The organism is Mesorhizobium sp. B4-1-1 (assembly GCF_006439375.1).
Lineage (GTDB): Bacteria > Pseudomonadota > Alphaproteobacteria > Rhizobiales > Rhizobiaceae > Mesorhizobium.
Genome location: NZ_VFTH01000005.1, coordinates 109,239 through 125,815, shown reverse-complemented (window position 1 = coordinate 125,815; position 16,577 = coordinate 109,239). Strand labels below are relative to the sequence as shown.

Annotated in this window: 13 protein-coding genes; 10 read left to right on the top strand and 3 right to left on the bottom strand. The window is 64.2% G+C overall.

What is annotated here, in order from left to right; all coding sequences use genetic code 11:
- The first annotated feature begins 364 nt into the window (after window positions 1-364).
- The 3 genes from FJW10_RS09255 to FJW10_RS09245 all read left to right on the top strand — a co-directional run bounded on the left by FJW10_RS09255 (window position 365) and on the right by FJW10_RS09245 (window position 3,224).
- A complete protein-coding gene (locus tag FJW10_RS09255; RefSeq protein WP_140899852.1) occupies window positions 365-1,348 on the top strand; it encodes an ABC transporter substrate-binding protein in 984 nt (327 codons plus the stop codon).
- A 191-nt stretch (window positions 1,349-1,539) separates the two neighbouring features.
- On the top strand, window positions 1,540-2,343 hold the full coding sequence (locus FJW10_RS09250; RefSeq protein WP_140828597.1) for an ABC transporter permease: 804 nt from the start codon (window positions 1,540-1,542) through the stop codon (window positions 2,341-2,343).
- Window positions 2,344-2,465: 122 nt separating this feature from the next.
- On the top strand, window positions 2,466-3,224 hold the full coding sequence (locus FJW10_RS09245; RefSeq protein ID WP_210239423.1) for an ABC transporter ATP-binding protein: 759 nt from the start codon (window positions 2,466-2,468) through the stop codon (window positions 3,222-3,224).
- A 169-nt stretch (window positions 3,225-3,393) separates the two neighbouring features.
- On the opposite strand, the gene FJW10_RS09240 is transcribed toward FJW10_RS09245, so the two are convergent.
- Together FJW10_RS09240 and FJW10_RS09235 are read right to left on the bottom strand one after the other, a co-directional pair.
- Window positions 3,394-5,013, bottom strand: coding sequence for a GMC family oxidoreductase N-terminal domain-containing protein (locus FJW10_RS09240; protein ID WP_140899851.1), 1,620 nt, complete (start codon window positions 5,011-5,013; stop codon window positions 3,394-3,396).
- Window positions 5,014-5,032: 19 nt separating this feature from the next.
- On the bottom strand, window positions 5,033-6,664 hold the full coding sequence (locus FJW10_RS09235) for an amidohydrolase (RefSeq protein WP_140899850.1): 1,632 nt from the start codon (window positions 6,662-6,664) through the stop codon (window positions 5,033-5,035).
- A 281-nt stretch (window positions 6,665-6,945) separates the two neighbouring features.
- Here FJW10_RS09235 and FJW10_RS09230 point away from each other — a divergent pair, with 281 nt between their 5' ends.
- From FJW10_RS09230 to FJW10_RS09210, 5 genes are read left to right on the top strand one after another with little or no spacing between them, the layout of a single operon-like run.
- Window positions 6,946-8,220: an NAD(P)/FAD-dependent oxidoreductase gene (locus FJW10_RS09230; RefSeq protein ID WP_140899849.1), complete on the top strand. Its 1,275-nt coding sequence runs from the start codon at window positions 6,946-6,948 to the stop codon at window positions 8,218-8,220.
- Window positions 8,221-8,255: 35 nt separating this feature from the next.
- Window positions 8,256-8,672, top strand: a complete 417-nt coding sequence (locus FJW10_RS09225) for a RidA family protein (protein WP_140640275.1) — start codon at window positions 8,256-8,258, stop codon at window positions 8,670-8,672.
- Between the two features lie 5 nt (window positions 8,673-8,677).
- Window positions 8,678-9,352: a DUF1028 domain-containing protein gene (locus FJW10_RS09220; protein WP_140899848.1), complete on the top strand. Its 675-nt coding sequence runs from the start codon at window positions 8,678-8,680 to the stop codon at window positions 9,350-9,352.
- A gap of 21 nt (window positions 9,353-9,373) precedes the next feature.
- Window positions 9,374-10,864: an aldehyde dehydrogenase gene (locus tag FJW10_RS09215; protein WP_140899847.1), complete on the top strand. Its 1,491-nt coding sequence runs from the start codon at window positions 9,374-9,376 to the stop codon at window positions 10,862-10,864.
- 45 nt (window positions 10,865-10,909) lie between these two features.
- Complete coding sequence (locus FJW10_RS09210) at window positions 10,910-11,839, top strand: LysR family transcriptional regulator (protein WP_140783571.1); 930 nt, start codon at window positions 10,910-10,912, stop codon at window positions 11,837-11,839.
- 6 nt (window positions 11,840-11,845) lie between these two features.
- Here the strand turns inward: FJW10_RS09210 and argE are convergent, their stop codons facing one another.
- Entirely contained in the window at window positions 11,846-13,003 is a 1,158-nt protein-coding gene (gene argE / locus FJW10_RS09205) for an acetylornithine deacetylase (protein WP_140899846.1), read from the bottom strand.
- A 220-nt stretch (window positions 13,004-13,223) separates the two neighbouring features.
- On the opposite strand from argE, the gene FJW10_RS09200 reads away from it, so the two are divergent.
- Window positions 13,224-15,293 carry an NAD(P)-binding protein gene (locus FJW10_RS09200; protein WP_140899845.1) on the top strand — a complete coding sequence of 690 codons (2,070 nt, stop codon included), beginning with the start codon at window positions 13,224-13,226 and terminating at the stop codon, window positions 15,291-15,293.
- A 169-nt stretch (window positions 15,294-15,462) separates the two neighbouring features.
- The gene (locus FJW10_RS09195) at window positions 15,463-16,503 is read left to right on the top strand and encodes a proline racemase family protein (RefSeq protein WP_140899844.1); all 1,041 of its coding nucleotides are present in this window, start codon (window positions 15,463-15,465) and stop codon (window positions 16,501-16,503) included.
- Window positions 16,504-16,577 lie beyond the last annotated feature (74 nt).

Genomic DNA, 16,577 nt, shown 5'->3' with positions numbered 1-16,577 from the left:
CAAGCTGGCAAAAGCTCGTCCAACCGATTCATCTTGGGTGAACCGTCCTACTTGCAAGGCCTCTTGGTCAGCAAGCCGTCCACGGTCATTGGCGCATCTGCCGGCGCCAGCGGAACCGCCGTCGCTTTGCGCCGTCTGTTCAAGCTCATCGGTCAAGCTTAGCCCGCTGCTTCGGTTTCGGCGAAGCAAAGGACAGAAAAAGACTTCTTTTTGCGATCCGGGCCGGATGCTCTCTTGCGGGACCTAGAACAAGGCCCGCCTGGGAGGGCGACGCATAACAAGAGAGCGGCTGCCGAAACGACAGCCTGGCATACGCCACTCGAACGAGGTCGATGCCGGTAACAGCCATAGGGGAACCACGATAATGAAGACATTCCGAAACTGCCTGACGACCGCGGTCAGCGCGGGCCTGCTGGGCCTGGGGCTTGCCGCTCCCGCCAACGCCGGCGCCATTCGCCTCGGCATGACCACCTGGGTGGGCTACGGGCCGCTGTTCCTTGCCCGCGACCTTGGCTACTTCAAGGAAGCCGGCGTCGATGTCGACCTGAAAGTCATCGAAGAATCAGCGCTTTACATGGCGGCGGTGGCCGGCGGCGATCTCGACGGCGCCGCCTCCACCGTCGACGAGCTGATGAAGTACCGCTCGGACGAGCTCTGCTTCAAATACGTGGTGGCGCTTGACGACAGCCATGGCGGCGACGGTGTCGTCACGCAGGCCGACGTCAAATCGCTCAAGGATTTGAAAGGCCAGCCCGTCGCCTTGAACGAGGGCTCTGTTTCCGAATTCTGGTTCAACGTGCTCCTGAAAAAGGAAGGCATGACCGAGGACGATGTCAGCGTCACCAACATGACCGCCGACGACGCGGCGACCGCGTTCATCGCCGGCCAGGTTCCCGCCGCCGTGACCTGGGAGCCGCACCTCACCGAAGTCCGCAAGGGCGGAAAGGGCAAGGTGCTGATCGATTCCACGACCACGCCTGGCCTGATCGTCGATGTGATCGCGCTCAAATGCGACCTGATCGAGAAGCACCCCGAGGACGTGAAGGCCCTCATCAAGGGCTATTACAAGGCGGTCGACTACATCAAGGCCAACCCGGAAAAGGCCTATGAGATCATGGCCAAGGGCATTGGCGGCTATCTCGAGAAGCCTGAGGATTTCGCGGCCGGCGCCCAGGGCGTGCGCTATTACGACCGCGCCCGCAACCTGGAGTTCTTCGGCACGCCGGAGAAGAGCGAAGCGTCCGACCTGGTGAACTTCGCGCAGGACATCTGGGGCAAGGCCGGCAAGCTCAAGATGACGATCGACTCGAAGACCATCCTCGACACCGATTTCATCAAGGAACAGTGAGCCTTCGGGATCGTCGGGGTCGGCCCGCCCGGGCCGATCCCGGTTTCTCGAACGCCTGAGCTTCGCGCCTGGGTCGGTTCACCGTTTCACCGAAACGGCGAACCTTTCTATCTCTTGTTTTGACGCAATTCCGAACGGAAAACCGCCCTCACTTTTGGTGGAATTGCTCTAAAATCAACGGAGGCCATCTTATGGCACAAAGGCGGACGGCGTGGACACGCCTGACGACCCCATTCGCCAACATCCCCGCCAGCACGGCAACGACACTCGCGCTGGCGATGTGGGTGGTCGTGATCGGCGGCTGGGCGTTGCTGTCCTATGGCCGCGTGGTGCCGAACATGTTCCTGCCGACGCCCGGAACGGTGCTGCAGACGACCTATCGCATGTCGCTGGACGGCAGCCTCTTCTACCACACTTTGACCAGCGCCAAGGTGGTGCTTCTAGGCTTCATCGTATCCTCATTGATCGCGGTGCCGCTGGGACTGTGGATGGGGACCTACCGGGCGGTGCAGGCGCCGCTGGAGCCGCTGGTCAATTTCATCCGCTACCTGCCGGTAACCTCCTTCGTGCCGCTGTTCATCCTTTGGATCGGCATCGGCATCGAGCAGCGCATCGCGGTCATCTTCTTCGGCACATTCTTCCAGCAGCTGGTGATGATCTCCGACTGCGCGCGCGGCGTGTCCAGGGATCTGGTCAACGCCTCCTACACGTTGGGCACCAAGCGCTCAGAGGCGGTGTGGCACGTCATTTTTCCTGCAGCGCTTCCCTCGATACTCGACACACTTCGCGTCACCATGGGCTGGGCCTGGACATATCTCGTCGTGGCGGAGCTCGTCGCGGCGTCGAGCGGCCTCGGCTATATCAGCCTCAAGGCGATGCGCGGCTTCCAGGTCGATGTGATCTTCATGGCGATCGCCGCGATCGGGCTTCTCGGCCTGATCACCGACACGGCATTCCGCATTCTCCGGGCAAGGGTCGCACCATGGGCACCTTGATGTTGAACGCATCCTCGCAAACCGCAGCCGGATCAAGGGTAGTGATGACCGAAACCGTCAAGGCGAACACTCCGGCCGGCACGGCCCATGCGACCGGCGATCCGCATGCGACCGGCACCACGATGGCCATCGAGGACGTGACGCTGCGCTATGGCGACGCCAACGGCGTGCTGGCGCTGGACGATGTGTCGCTGAAGGTGGCGAAGAACGAATTCTGCGTCATCGTCGGCCCTTCGGGATGCGGCAAATCCAGCCTGCTTTATCTCGCCGCCGGCCTCAATGACGCGACCTCCGGCACCATCAAGGTGGACGGCAGGGAGGTGATCGAACCGGGTCCCGACAGAGGGATGGTGTTCCAGAGCTACACCTTGTTTCCCTGGCTCACGGTGCGCGCCAACATCGAATACGGGCCGAAGCGCAAGGGCCTGCCGGCGGAGCAGCGCAAGCAGATCGTCGACCAGTATCTCAACGAGGTCGGCCTGGCACCCTTTGCCGACCATTATCCGGCCCAGCTCTCGGGCGGCATGAAGCAGCGCGTGGCGATCGCCCGCGCGCTCGCCAATGATCCGGCCGTCCTCTTGATGGACGAGCCGTTCGGCGCGCTCGACAGCCAGACGCGCGGCACCATGCAGAAACTGCTGTTGCGGGTCTGGGAGCGGCAGCAGAAAACGGTGCTGTTCGTCACCCACGACATCGACGAGGCGCTGGTGCTCGGCGATCGCGTTCTGGTGATGACGGCCAGGCCCGGCAAGATCAAGGCCGAGATCAAGGTCGACATCCCGCGGCCGCGCTCGATGGACGTGATCCTCGAACCCGACTTCATCGCGCTCAAGCGCCGCATCCTCGGCCTCCTGCACGACGAGATCGACGAGGATCACTAATGCATGTCGCCCAAAACCGCGCGGCGGTTTTGGGCGAACGACATCCATAGACAGAGACCTAAGCGCGTGACGCGCTTCAAGAGCAATCTCAAGCAATCACAAATGGTTGGGGGTAGTCCTGCGTGCAAACGCTGAACTGCCCTCAAACGTCAAAGGCCGAGGCGATCTTCTACCTTTGGCCGCGATGGGCCGAGCCGAGGATCATCTCCGAAGCCTTCTGCCCGATCATCATGCTTGGCGCGTTGGTGTTGCCGCCGATCAGCTTCGGCATGACCGAGGCATCGGCGATCCGCAGCCCGTCCACGCCGCGCACGTTGAGCGTCGCCGGATCGACGACAGCCATATCGTCGGTTCCCATCTTGCAGGTTCCGACGGGGTGATAAACCGTCAGCGCCTCGGCGCGCAGATAGGCGAGGATCTCGTCGTCGCTGCGGACATCCTTGCCCGGCAGCATCTCCTTGCCGCGCACCGCGTCGAACTCGGGCGAGGCAAAAATCTGGCGCGCGATCTTGATGCCTTCGACCAGCACCATGGCGTCGTCTTCATGCGTGAAGAAGCGGTGGTCGATCAGGACGTCCCGGCGGGAACTGTCGCGCGACAATTTGATCTCGCCCACGCTTTTCGGCCGAAGCACGCAGGTGTGAATGGCGTAGCCGTGGCCGTATTCGATCAGCCTGCCGCGATGGCTGCGATAGCCCGGCACGAAATGGAACTGGATGTCGGGAAGGCCGTTCGCGTGCCTGGTCTTCGCGAAGCCGCCGGCTTCGACATAGTTGGTGGTGAGCATACCCTTGCGGCGCGCGAAATACTGGAAGGGTGCCGCCGCCATGCGCGGCAGGTTGGCGATCGACAGGCCGAGCGTCCTGATGCTCCTGGAGCGCACGGTGATCATGCCGTCGACATGATCCTGCAGGTTCTTGCCGACGCCGGGCAGGTCGAGCACCGGCGCGATGCCGATCTGCTGCAGCTCAGCCGCCGGACCGATCCCGGAGGCCATCAAGATCTTGGGCGAGTTGATGGCGCCGGCCGAGAGCACGATCTCGCGATTTGCGGAGAGCGTCTTCTGCTGGCCCTCGTGCCGCACGCGCATTGCCGTGGCGCGGCCTTCGGCAATGACCAGGTCGATCACCTCGCATTGGCCGAGCAGCGTCAGATTCTTGCGGTCGCGCACCGGACGCATGAAGGCGCTGAAGCTGCTGAAGCGCTGTCCGCGGTCCTGCGTGACGTTGTAGATTCCGAGGCCGAACTGGCTTTCGGCATTGAAGTCCGCATTGGCGGGCAGGCCGGCGTTCCTGCCGGCCTTGACGAACATGCTGGAAAGCACGTTAGGATCACGCGGATTGTCGACCAGCAATTCGCCGTCGCCGCCATGATAGCGCGGGTCCTGTCCGAGCAGATTGCGCTCCAGTTTCCTGAACACCGGCAGCACGTCGCGATAGGCCCAGCCGGCGCAGCCGAGTCCTGCCCATTCGTCATAGTCATCGGCCGCGCCGCGAATATAGACCATCGAGTTGATCGAGCTCGATCCGCCCAGCGCCTTGCCCCGATTGACCGGAATGCTGCGGTTGTTGAGATGCGGCTGCGGCACGCCGACGAAACAATAATCGTAGGCCGGGTTGCCGTAGAGCGAGAGGATGCCCGCCGGCACCTTGACCCGCAGGCTGTTGTCGCTGCCGCCGGCCTCGATCAGGCACACTTTGACCGACGGATCGGCGCTCAGCCGATTGGCGACCACGCAACCGGCCGAACCCGCGCCGACGACGATGTAGTCAAATTCAGCCGCTTCCATCCAACCCCCAAGACGCGGCTCAAGCTGCGGGCTCGTCCCAGACCGACCTGCCGCCGACGATCGTTTTCAGCACCTTGATGTCCGCGATTCTGTCTGGCCCGACCTGCATCGGATCATCGGAAAGGACGATGAAGTCGGCGAGCTTTCCCGCCGCCAAACTGCCCTCGTCGTCTTCCCGGTGGCCGGCAAGGGCCGCCCCCAGCGTATAGGCATGAACCGCCTGCGCGACGCTGATCCTCTGCTCAGGGACCCAACCGCCTTCCGGCTGGTGGTCCCGGCTCTGGCGCAACACCGCATTGCGAATGCCGATGAGTGGATTGAGGTCGACGATGGGCCAATCGGTTCCGAAGGCGACGGCGCCGCCGGCCTCCAGGATGGAACGAACAGGAAAGGCCCGCGGAAGAGATCCGGAGCCGACACGCACCTCCCAAAGCCCTTCCATTCCGAGCCATTGGTCTCGTGGATAGATCATGGCGGGCTGGAAGCTGGCTATCGCTCCTATCTCGCCAAAACGCTCGATGTCGCGCGCGGTGGGTATTTCGCAATGCTCCACTCGCGGCCGGCGCTGCCGCGAGCGTTCCCCGTCCGCGGCATAGGCGTCGAGGGCCATTTCGATGGCGCCCGTCCCGATCGCGTGTGTCCAGACCTGAAATCCTTCCTGCTGCGCACGGCTGACGGCCGCGTTGTAGGCGGTCGCCTTCCATAGGCATGTTCCGGTTTCGCCCGGTTTGTCGGCATAGCCCAGGGGCATGAAGCCGGTGTGGGATTCCAGCACGCCGTCCAGGAAGAATTTGATGACGCGCCCGTCGAGAAAATCAGGGTCGAGGTCACCCCTCCATCCGGATACGCGCGCAATCACCTCGTCGAGGTTCGACTCCGGGTTTGCAATGCTCGAAAGCGTGAACCGCAGGCTCAGTTCACCGTTCGCGAATATCTCCGCCAGCAAGGGGACTGCTTCGTCATCCATCCCCGCGCTTTGGACCCGCGACAATCCCAAACGGTTTGCTTCCTTGATGGCGCGAAGCAGCGCCGATCGCATATCGGATTTCGAGGATTGGGGAACCAGGGTTTCAAGCTGGGACCAGGCTCTCTCCTTCAACCATCCGGTCGGCTCGCCGCTCGCGTCTCTCACGATCTCGCCACCTTCCGGGTCGGGCGTGTCCCGTGTGATGCCGGCAAGTTCCAGCGCCTTGCTGTTCACCCAGGCCGCGTGCGCCATGCCGGAGCGGAAGAAAACGGGACGATCGGCAACAACCTGATCGAGAAGCGATTTGTGGAAGCCGCCTTCGGGGAGATCGGGGTAGCCGTAACTGAATTCGCTGCCCACGATCCATGCGCGGTCGGGATGGGTTTGCGAATAGGCCTTCAACCGGGCGAGGACGTCGCCAAAGGTCTTTGCCTCGCGCAACCGTACTTCATCGAGATATTTGCTCCCCCAGGCAAAATGGACATGGGAGTCGATGAAGGCCGGCATTGCGAACCGACCCTGGAGATCGACGATTTCGGCGTTCGCCGAGGCCTGCGCCCTGACGGAAGACCAAGAGCCGACAGCAACGATGCGGTCGCCGCGAACCAGCATCGCCTCAGCAGCGGGATTCGCCGCATCGACCGTGTAGAGCGCGCCGTTTGTATAAAGGGTCTCTCGCGCCATTTCACTCTCAGCGGTCGTCGCTCTGATGCGGGTGACGTAGGGAACCACCAAATCCAAGGCGCAAGAATTATTTTTTCCAGCACCCTTGCTTAGGGTCCGCCTAAGCTTTTCCCGATGTCCGGAGGCGGGAATTGGGTGCCCCTCGGCGATCCCGTTCCAGCGTTTAGGGATAAGCTAAGCACTGACACATGAAATCATAATTTTCGCTCCGCCAGCCCGTCACTAAAAGCAAACCGGACCTCCATCGCAGCGGCGAAAGCCCTATCGAAAGAGACGTGGATATGTCGGTTGAGAAGGTAGACACGCTCGTCGTCGGCGGCGGCCAGGCCGGGGTGGCCATGAGCGAGCATCTGAGCAAATGCGGAGTGCCTCATCTCGTCCTCGAACGCGGCCGGATCGCCGAACGCTGGCGCTCGCAGCGGTGGGACTCCCTGGTCGCCAACGGTCCGGCCTGGCATGACCGGTTTCCGGGCATGGAGTTTCCCGTGACTGGTCCCGATGGCTTTCCTTCCAAGGAGGAGGTCGCCGACTATTTCGTCGCCTATGCAAAGCAGATCAACGCGCCGATCCGCTGCGGCGTGGAGGTCAAGCTCGTGCAGAGAAATGTCGGCCGTCCGGGATTTCGCGTCGAGACGTCGCATGGCGTGATCGAAGCCAACAGCATTGTTGCCGCGACCGGACCTTTCCAGGTCCCCGTCATCCCGCCCGTCGTTCCTGCAGATGCCGGCATCCTGCAAATCCACTCCAGCGCCTACCGCAACCCGGCGCAGCTGCCAAAGGGTGCGGTGCTGGTGGTCGGCGCGGGATCCTCGGGCGTGCAGATTGCCGACGAGCTGCAGCGCTCAGGCAGGCACGTCTATCTCTCGGTCGGCCCGCACGATCGCCCGCCGCGCGCCTATCGCGGTCGCGACTTCTGCTGGTGGCTGGGCGTTCTCGGCAAATGGGACCTGGAGACCCCGGGACCCGGCACGGAACATGTCACGATCGCGGTCAGCGGCGCGCGCGGCGGCGAGACGATCGATTTCCGCCGTCTGGCCGCGCAGGGGCTTGCGCTCGTCGGCATGACAAAGACGTATCAGGACGGCGTGATGACCTTCGCGCCGGACCTTGCAAAGAACATTGCCCGCGGCGACGCCAATCTGATGTCGCTGCTGGACGAAGCCGACGCCTATGTTGCACGTAACGGTCTCGACCTTCCGGAAGAACCCGCTCTGCGCAAGATCGACCCTGATCCGGACTGCGTGACCAATCCGATCCGCGAACTCGACCTGGCCGAGGCCGGGGTCACGACGATCATCTGGGCAACGGGCTTTGCCGTCGATTACAGTTGGCTGAAGGTCGACGCTTTCGACGAGAAGGGCCGGCCAAGGCATCAGCGCGGCGTCTCGGTCGAGCCCGGGATCTACTTCCTGGGACTGCCCTGGCAGTCGCGAAGAGGGTCGAGCTTCATATGGGGCGTCTGGCACGATGCCAAGCATGTGGCCGACCGTATTTCGACGCAGCGCAAATATCTGGCCTATCACGCCGCCGCGACCCGCGAGCCCGTGGACGCCTGACCAAAGCCGCGGGCCCGACCCTTATGGAGACCAAGATGGCGCATACGCGAATTCGCAAATTCAATACCAAGGACACCTATCCCGAGCAGAAGCTCGACAATGATCTCTGCCAGGCGGTCGTCACGCGAGGCGGCCGGACCGTCTATCTGCGTGGGCAGTGTCCGCAGGACCTCGATACGGCGAAGAACATCGACAGCCACGATCCGGTCGAGCAGACCCACAAGGTCATGCAGAACATCAGGCAGCTCATCGAGGAATGCGGCGGCACGATGGAGCATCTGGTGAAGGTGGTTATCTACATCACCGACGTCCGCCATCGCGAAGCCGTCTACCGGACGATGGGCGAGTACATCAAGGGCGTCCATCCGGTTTCCACCGGGCTGGTCGTATCGGCCCTGGCGCGGCCGGAATGGCTGGTCGAGATCGACGGCACCGCCGTCATCCCGGATTGAACGCCATGACCTTTTCCATCGTTGCACGGTGCCGGAGCACGGGCATGTTCGGCGTGGCGGTGTCCTCGTCGTCTCCGGCGGTCGCGGCGCGTTGCGCCTACGCGCAGGCCGGCGTCGGCGCGGTCGCCAGCCAGAACGTCACCGACCCGACGCTCGGGCCACGGGCGCTGGAGTTGATGGCGCGCGGCGCATCGGCCACGGAGGCCGTCGCCATCCTGAAGCGCACGGGCGCTTTTATCGAATACCGGCAGATACTGGCTGTCGACGCCGCGGGCGTCAGCGCGATCCACTCCGGGCCGAAAGCGCTCGGCATCTGGGCCGAGGCGCGCGGCGAGGACGTGGCCTGCGGCGGCAACCTGCTTGCAAACGACGGCATCCCGCGTGCCATGGTCGACGCCTTCCTTGCCTCCGAAGGCGATCTCGGCGATCGGCTGATCGCCACGATGCGCGCCGCGCTCAAAGCAGGCGGCGAAGCGGGGCCTGTCCGCTCCGCCGGCATGAAGCTGGTGCGCGATGTGTCCTGGCCCGTCGCCGATCTGCGTTGTGACTGGACCGAGGACTGCCCGATCGAGCAACTGGCAGGGCTGTGGGACATCTATAAGCCCCAGCTCGATGCCTACGTGACCCGCGCCCTCAATCCATCGGGCGCGCCGAGCTATGGCGTTCCCGGTGACGAGTAGTACCGGCAGTCTGGAGCCAGCATGAGCGAACTCAGCCATAAGGAATGGATCGGCAAGGCGTCCGCGATCCGTTTTCGCGACAAAGCCTTCATCGACGGCAAGGCCGTGCCCGCGCGCTCCGGCCGTACCTTCGCCAGCATCAATCCGGCCACCGGAGCGACGCTCGCCGAGGTCGCCTCCTGCGGAGAAGAAGACATCGATCTGGCCGTCGCCGCTGCCCGGCGCAGCTTCGAGGCCGGCGTATGGTCGCGAATGGCCCCCGCGCATCGCAAGCAGGTGCTGCTCAGGCTGGCGGAGCTGCTGCGCGAGAACCTGCTGGAGCTCGCGCTGCTGGAATCGCTGGATATGGGCAAGCTGGTCAAGGACGCGGCCACCATCGACGTGCCGGGCTCGGCGGCGATCTTCCAGTGGTATGCCGAGGCGATCGACAAGGTCTATGACGAGGTGGCGCCGACCGGCCATGGCGACTTGGCACTGGTGCGACGCGAGCCGCTTGGCGTCGTGGGTGCCGTGGTGCCGTGGAATTTCCCGCTCGACATGGCGACCTGGAAATGCGCGCCGGCGCTGGCGGCGGGCAATTCGGTGGTGCTGAAACCGGCCGAGCAATCGCCTTTCTCTGCGCTCAGGCTGGCGGAGCTCGCCATGGAGGCGGGCTTGCCCGCCGGCGTGCTCAATGTGGTGCCCGGCCTCGGCGAGACCGCCGGCCAGGCGCTTGGCCGGCACATGGACGTCGATTGCCTCGCCTTCACCGGGTCCACCGCCGTGGGCAAGCTGTTCCTGCAATATTCCGGCCAGTCGAACATGAAGCAGGTCTGGCTGGAGACTGGCGGCAAGAGCCCCAATCTGGTGTTCGCCGATTGCGCCGACCTGGACGCGGCGGCCGACAGGGCCGCCTTCGGCATCTTCTTCAACCAGGGCCAGGTGTGCTCGGCCAATTCCCGGCTTCTCGTGGAGCGCGGCATCAAGGATGCGCTGGTCGAGAAGCTGGCCGAGCGCGCAGCGGCGACCCAGCCCGGCGACCCGCTCGATCCGGCATCCAGGATGGGGGCAATGGTCGACGCTCGGCACGCCGCGACCGTCATGCGTTTCATCGACGGCGGCAGGAAGTCGGCCCGGCTGGTCACCGGCGGCGGCCGGATCTCGGTCGACGGGCGCGGCAGCTTCGTGCAGCCCACCATCTTCGACAATGTTGCGCCTGAGGATCCGCTTGCCCGCGACGAGATATTCGGCCCGGTGCTTTCGGTCATCGCCTTCGACACCGAAGAGGAGGCGCTTCAGATCGCCAACGACAGCATCTACGGGCTGGCGGCATCGCTTTGGACCGACAGCCTGTCGCGGGCACACCGCATCGCGGAGCGGTTGCGCGTGGGCACGGTTTCGGTGAACACCGTCGATGCGCTGAGCCCGATGACACCCTTCGGCGGCTTCAAGCAGTCCGGCTTCGGTCGCGACCTGTCGCTGCACGCGCTCGACAAATACACGGCGCTGAAGACCACCTGGATCAAGTACTGAGGGCCGTGACCTTGATCAACGGGTGCAAACCGGCAACATAGGACCATGCCGCTCCGCTTCACACTCAGACAGCTCGAATACTTCGTCGCCGTCGGCGAAGCGGGTTCGATTGCCAAGGCGGCCGAGCAGGTCAATGTCTCGCCGCCCTCGATCTCGGCCTCGATCGCCCAGCTCGAAGCGGAGTTCGGCGTCCAGCTCTTCGTGCGCAAGCACTCGCATGCCCTGGCGCTGACCGCAGGCGGACGCCTGTTCCTCAAGGAAGCCGCGCGCCTGCTCAACGACGCCGACGCGCTGCATGACATTGCCGGCGATATCGCGGAAAAAGTGCGCGGACCGCTGGCGATCGGCTGCCTGCTGACCTTCGCGCAGATCGTGCTGCCGGCACTGCGCCGGAAATTCGAGGACGCTTATCCGGATGTGCGCGTCAGGCAGTTCGAGCGCAACCAGGGGCAGTTGTTCGAGATGCTGCAGCGTGGCGAAATAGACGCCGCACTGACCTACGACCTCGAATTGTCGCAGGACATGACCTTCGAGCCGCTGATGCAGTTGCCGGCCTATGTGATGCTGCCGGCCGCGCATCGCCTGGCGGGGAGGGCGGGTATCACGCCCGAGGAACTGGTCGACGAGCCGATGGTGCTGCTCGACCTGCCTTACAGCCGGGAATACTTCCTCTCGGCGTTCCAGGGCCTGCGCCCCAGGATCGTCGAGCGCACCGGCGACATCGCCGTGATGCGCTCGATGGTCGCCAACGGCTTCGGCTACGGCATCGCCAATATGCGGCCGCTCAACACCATGTCGCCGGACGGCAAGCTGCTGGTCTTCGTGCCCTTGCTGGGGGACCTCCGGCCGCTGACCATGGGCATCGCGCTGCCGAACGCCGAGCACCGCACCCTGACGGTGCAGGCCTTCATCGACCATTGCCGCCGCTTCGTGGTCGAGCAAGGCGTTTTCGGCACCGAACGCATCGTCAAGTGAGCGACATCACGGCCAGCCGTCGGCGAGGCGCGACAGCAGCCTCTCCAGCATCTCGTCGCAACGCCGCAGCTGTTCGACGCTGACGAATTCGTCCGGCTTGTGCCCCTGCGCCATCGAGCCCGGTCCGCAGACGACGGCGGGCGTGCCGAGATCGCGGCTGAACAAGCCGCCTTCCGTGCCGAAAGTGACCTTCATGGTGCTATTGGCGCCGGTCAGCGATTTGACGAAGGCGACGGCTTCCGAAGCGGCCGGCGTGTCGAGACCCGGATAGGTGTTGGTGATCTCGATGTCGATCGCCGCTTCGGGCGCGATCGAAGCAGCGTCGGCGGCAATGCGCGCCGCAGCACTGCGCAGCCTGTCGAGAATGCCGGCGGCATCGTCGGCGGCGACGTTGCGGATCTCGAAATCGACCTGGCAGAGGTTGGGCACGATGTTGAGCGCCACGCCGGCATTGATCTTGCCGACATGCACGGTCGTGTAGGGAATGTCGTAGTCGCCGTCGCGAGCGCCGTCGCGGGCCAGCCGATCCTGTTCGTCGCGCAAGGCGCGCACGAAGTCGCAGCCGAGATGGATGGCGTTGAGCGCCAGCGGGGCGAGCGCCGAATGGCCTTCGCGTCCCTTGCAGAGAGCGCGCGCCGCAAGCTTGCCCTTGTGCCCGGTCGCCACCTGCATGTCGGTCGGCTCGCCGACGATGCAAAGCAGCGGCCGCTGGGGCGCTGCATTCAGCATTTCGATGAGGTCGCGCACGCCGAGACATCCGACTTCCTCGTCGTAGGAGAGCGCCAGGTGCAAGGGCGTGCGCAGCGCCGTCTTCCGGGCCTTGAGACAGGCCGCGAGAGCCGAGGCCACGAAACCCTTCATGTCCGCCGCGCCGCGCCCGAAAAGCTTGCCGTCGCGCTCGGTCATCGCGAATGGCGGCAGGGTCCAGTTCTGGCCGTCGACGGGGACGACGTCGGTATGGCCGGACAGCATGATGCCGGGCTTGTCGGCCGGTCCGATGGTGGCAAAGAGATTGGCCTTGTGGCCGTCCGCGCTGTGGATGATCTGGCTGGCGATGCCGCTCGCTCCGAGCAACTCCGCCGCATAGCCGATGAGGTCGAGGTTCGAGTCGCGGCTCACCGTCGGGAAGGCGATCAGCTTTTCGAGGATCCTGGTGCTGTCCATATCTCTTGTTCCGTTGCCGCAGCCGGCTGTTTACATCGCGCCGTAGCGGTCCTGAAGTCGCATTTGGCTCAGCGCCGATTCATCGCAGGCTAATCCATGCAAGGGCGATTAGGCGCGTCCTAATCCGCGCAGAAGAAATCCATAGTTTTCCCGCGCCGGCGCCAACTTATGAGTAGTCTCGGCAACTGCGGCAGCGCCAAGCCGACAGGAAGGAAGCACCATGCGCGACCCACGCTACGACATTCTGTTCGAGCCGATGAAGATCGGGCCGGTGACGGCCAAGAACCGCTTCTACCAGGTCCCCCATTGCAATGGCGGCGGTTATCGCGATCCGTCGGCCGCGGCCGAGATGCGCCGGATGAAATCCGAAGGTGGCTGGGGCGTCATCTTCACCGAGCAGACGGAGATGCACCACACCTCCGAGATCACGCCCTTCATCGAGCTCAGGCTGTGGGACGACGCCGATATCCCGGCCTTGGCCAAGATGGCCAAGGCCATGCACGAGCACGGCGCGCTGGCCGGCGTCCAGCTCGCCTATTCCGGCATCAATGGTCCCAACCTCTATACCAAGGAAGTCCCGCGCGGCCCGTCGCCCCTGCCGATCCGCACCTTCACCAACGATCCGGTGCAAGCCCGGGCTATGGACAGAGAGGATATTCGCGATTTGCGCCGCTGGCATCGCAACGCCTTCAAGCGTGCGAAGCAGGCGGGCTTCGACCTGGTCTGCCTCTACGGCGCGCACGGCTTCGGCATCATCCAGCACTTCCTGTCCACCGCCACCAACCAGCGCAGCGACGAATATGGCGGCTCGCTGGAGAACCGCTCGCGGCTGATGCGCGAGCTGATCGAGGAAGGGCGCGACGCGATCGGCGACACGTGCGGCCTGACGCTCAGGCTGTCGCTGGACGAGATGATCGGCGAGCTTGGCTTTGCCAATTCGGAAGTCCGCGACATGATCGAGATGCATGCCGAGCTGCCTGATCTCTGGGATCTCGCTCACGGCGCCTGGGAGGATTGCTCGGGACCGTCGCGCTTCAAGGAAGAGGCGGCGCAGGAAAGCCTCGTCTCCGGCATCAAGAAGCTGACCTCGAAGCCGGTCGTCGGTGTCGGCCGCTTCACCTCGCCGGATGTCATGGTCAGGATGATCAAGTCGGGCACGCTCGACTTCATCGGCTGCGCCCGCCCGTCGATCGCCGATCCCTTCCTGCCGAGGAAGGTCGAGGAAGGCCGCATCGAGGATATCCGCGAATGCATCGGCTGCAACATCTGCATTACCGGCGACATGACGATGTCGATCTCGCGCTGCACGCAGAACCCGACCTTCATGGAGGAATGGCGCAAGGGCTGGCATCCGGAGCGCATGCAGGCAAAGGGCGGCAGCGACAGCGTGCTGATCGTCGGCGCCGGGCCCGCCGGACTGGAGGCCGCCCGCGCGCTCGGCCTGCGCGGCTACCAGGTGGCTTTGGCCGAGGCCGGCACCGAGCTTGGCGGCCGCGTGGCGCGTGAGTGCCTGCTGCCGGGCCTGTCGGCCTGGGGCCGGGTGCGCGACTACCGGCAGTACCAGCTCAGCCAGATGCCGAATGTCGATATCTATTTCGAGAGCCGGCTGTCGGCGGACGACATCCTGTCCTTCGGCTTCCAGAACGTCGCCATCGCCACCGGATCGACCTGGCGGCGCGACGGCGTGGCACGCACCCATGTCGTGCCGATGCCGATCGACGCCGCCATGCCGATCTACACGCCCGACGATCTGATGGGCGGCAACGTGCCCTCCGGCAACGTCGTGCTGTTCGACGACGACCACTATTACATGGGCGGCGTGCTGGCCGAGCTGATGGCGCGCCAAGGCGCGAAAGTAACCCTGGTGACCCCTTCGGCCTATGTCTCGGACTGGACCCGCAACACGCTGGAGCAGGGGGCCATCCATCGCCGACTGGCGGAGTTGGGGGTCGATATCGTCCTCAACAGGACCGCCACGAGCATCGTTTCGGGCGGCGTCGCGACTGCCTGCGTCTATACCGGCGCGAAAGTGGACATGGCCGCCGATGCCGTCGTCCTGGTCACGTCGCGCAATCAGAACGACGCCGTCTGGCACGCGCTGAAAGCCCGGCAAAACGAGTGGGCCAACAATGGCATCCGTTCGGTCAAGGTCATCGGCGATGCGGAAGCGCCGGGACCGATCGCCTGGGCTACCTATGCCGGCCATCGCTTTGCCCGTGAGCTGGACGAAGCCGATATCGGTGACGCGCTGCCTTTCCGGCGTGAGGTGACGGCGCTGGCGGACGGGTAGCGCCGCTCGACTGGGATTCGGTTCGGAGTTGTTCGTTTCTTATTTCGACAAGTAGCTGGAAAAACAAAAACGTCGGCCGTCATGATTTTCCTTGAGGCTGGCGCGCGGATTGATCAGTTTGTCCCCACTTGCCAGGCGGATAGTCGCGGCGAACAGGGAGAAAAAGGCAATGCGCACCAAAACCAGCATCCGCGTGGTCGGCTGCCACGCCGAGGGCGAGATCGGCGATGTCATCGTGGGCGGCGTGTTGCCGCCCGCGGGCCGCACGATGATGGAAAAGATGATCACGATGGAACGCGATCACGACCATATCAGGCGCATGCTGATCTGCGAGCCGCGCGGCAGCGTTGCCCGGCATGTCAATCTCCTGGTGCCCTCGACGCGCGAGGATTGCGCCGCGGGCGCCATCATCATGGAGCCGACCGAATATCCGCCGATGTCCGGCTCCAACACGATCTGCGTCGCCACGGTGTTGCTCGAGGCCGGCATGGTGCCGATGCAGGAGCCCGAGACGCGCTTCAAGCTGGATATGCCCGGCGGCGTCATCGAGGTGCGCGCCGAATGCAGCGACGGCAAATGCCTGTCGATCACGCTGCGCAATGCCCCCGCCTTCGCCGAGCGCCTCGATGCCGATATCGAGGTGGAAGGGCTCGGCACGATCAAGGTCGATATTGCCTATGGCGGCATGTTCTACGCGATTGTCGATGCGCCCGCGCTCGGCTTCTCGGTCACCCCCGACGAGGCCCGCGAATTGGCCGTGGCCGGCGAGAAGGTCCGCCGCGCGGCGCGCGAGCAGCTCGATGTCGTGCATCCGCAGTTCGACAATGTGCGCGGTGTGTCGATCGTGCAGTTCGCCATGCCGTTCCAGGGGCCGGGCAACGTCACGCGCAACACCTGCATCGTCTCGCCAGGACGCTCGGACCGCAGCCCGACAGGAACCGGCACCTCGGCCCGCATGGCCGTGCTGCAGGCGCGAGGCCAGATGAAGGCCGGCGAGGTGCTGATCCATGAATCGATCATCGGCTCGCGCTTCACCGGCAAGATCCTCGAACTCACCGAAGTCGCCGGACGCAAGGCGATCGTGCCGCAGATAACCGGCAGGGCCTGGATCACAGGAGAGCACAATTACTATCTCGATCCGACGGATCCCTATCCGCAAGGCTATGTGCTGTCGGACACCTGGGGCACCTCGACTTCGGTGACGCAATAGAATTTCTTGCAGCGCGCCGGCTCGGATCACTCGAGCGCCCAGACGCTTCCAGCTCTTGGCCGGGGCATTTGCGC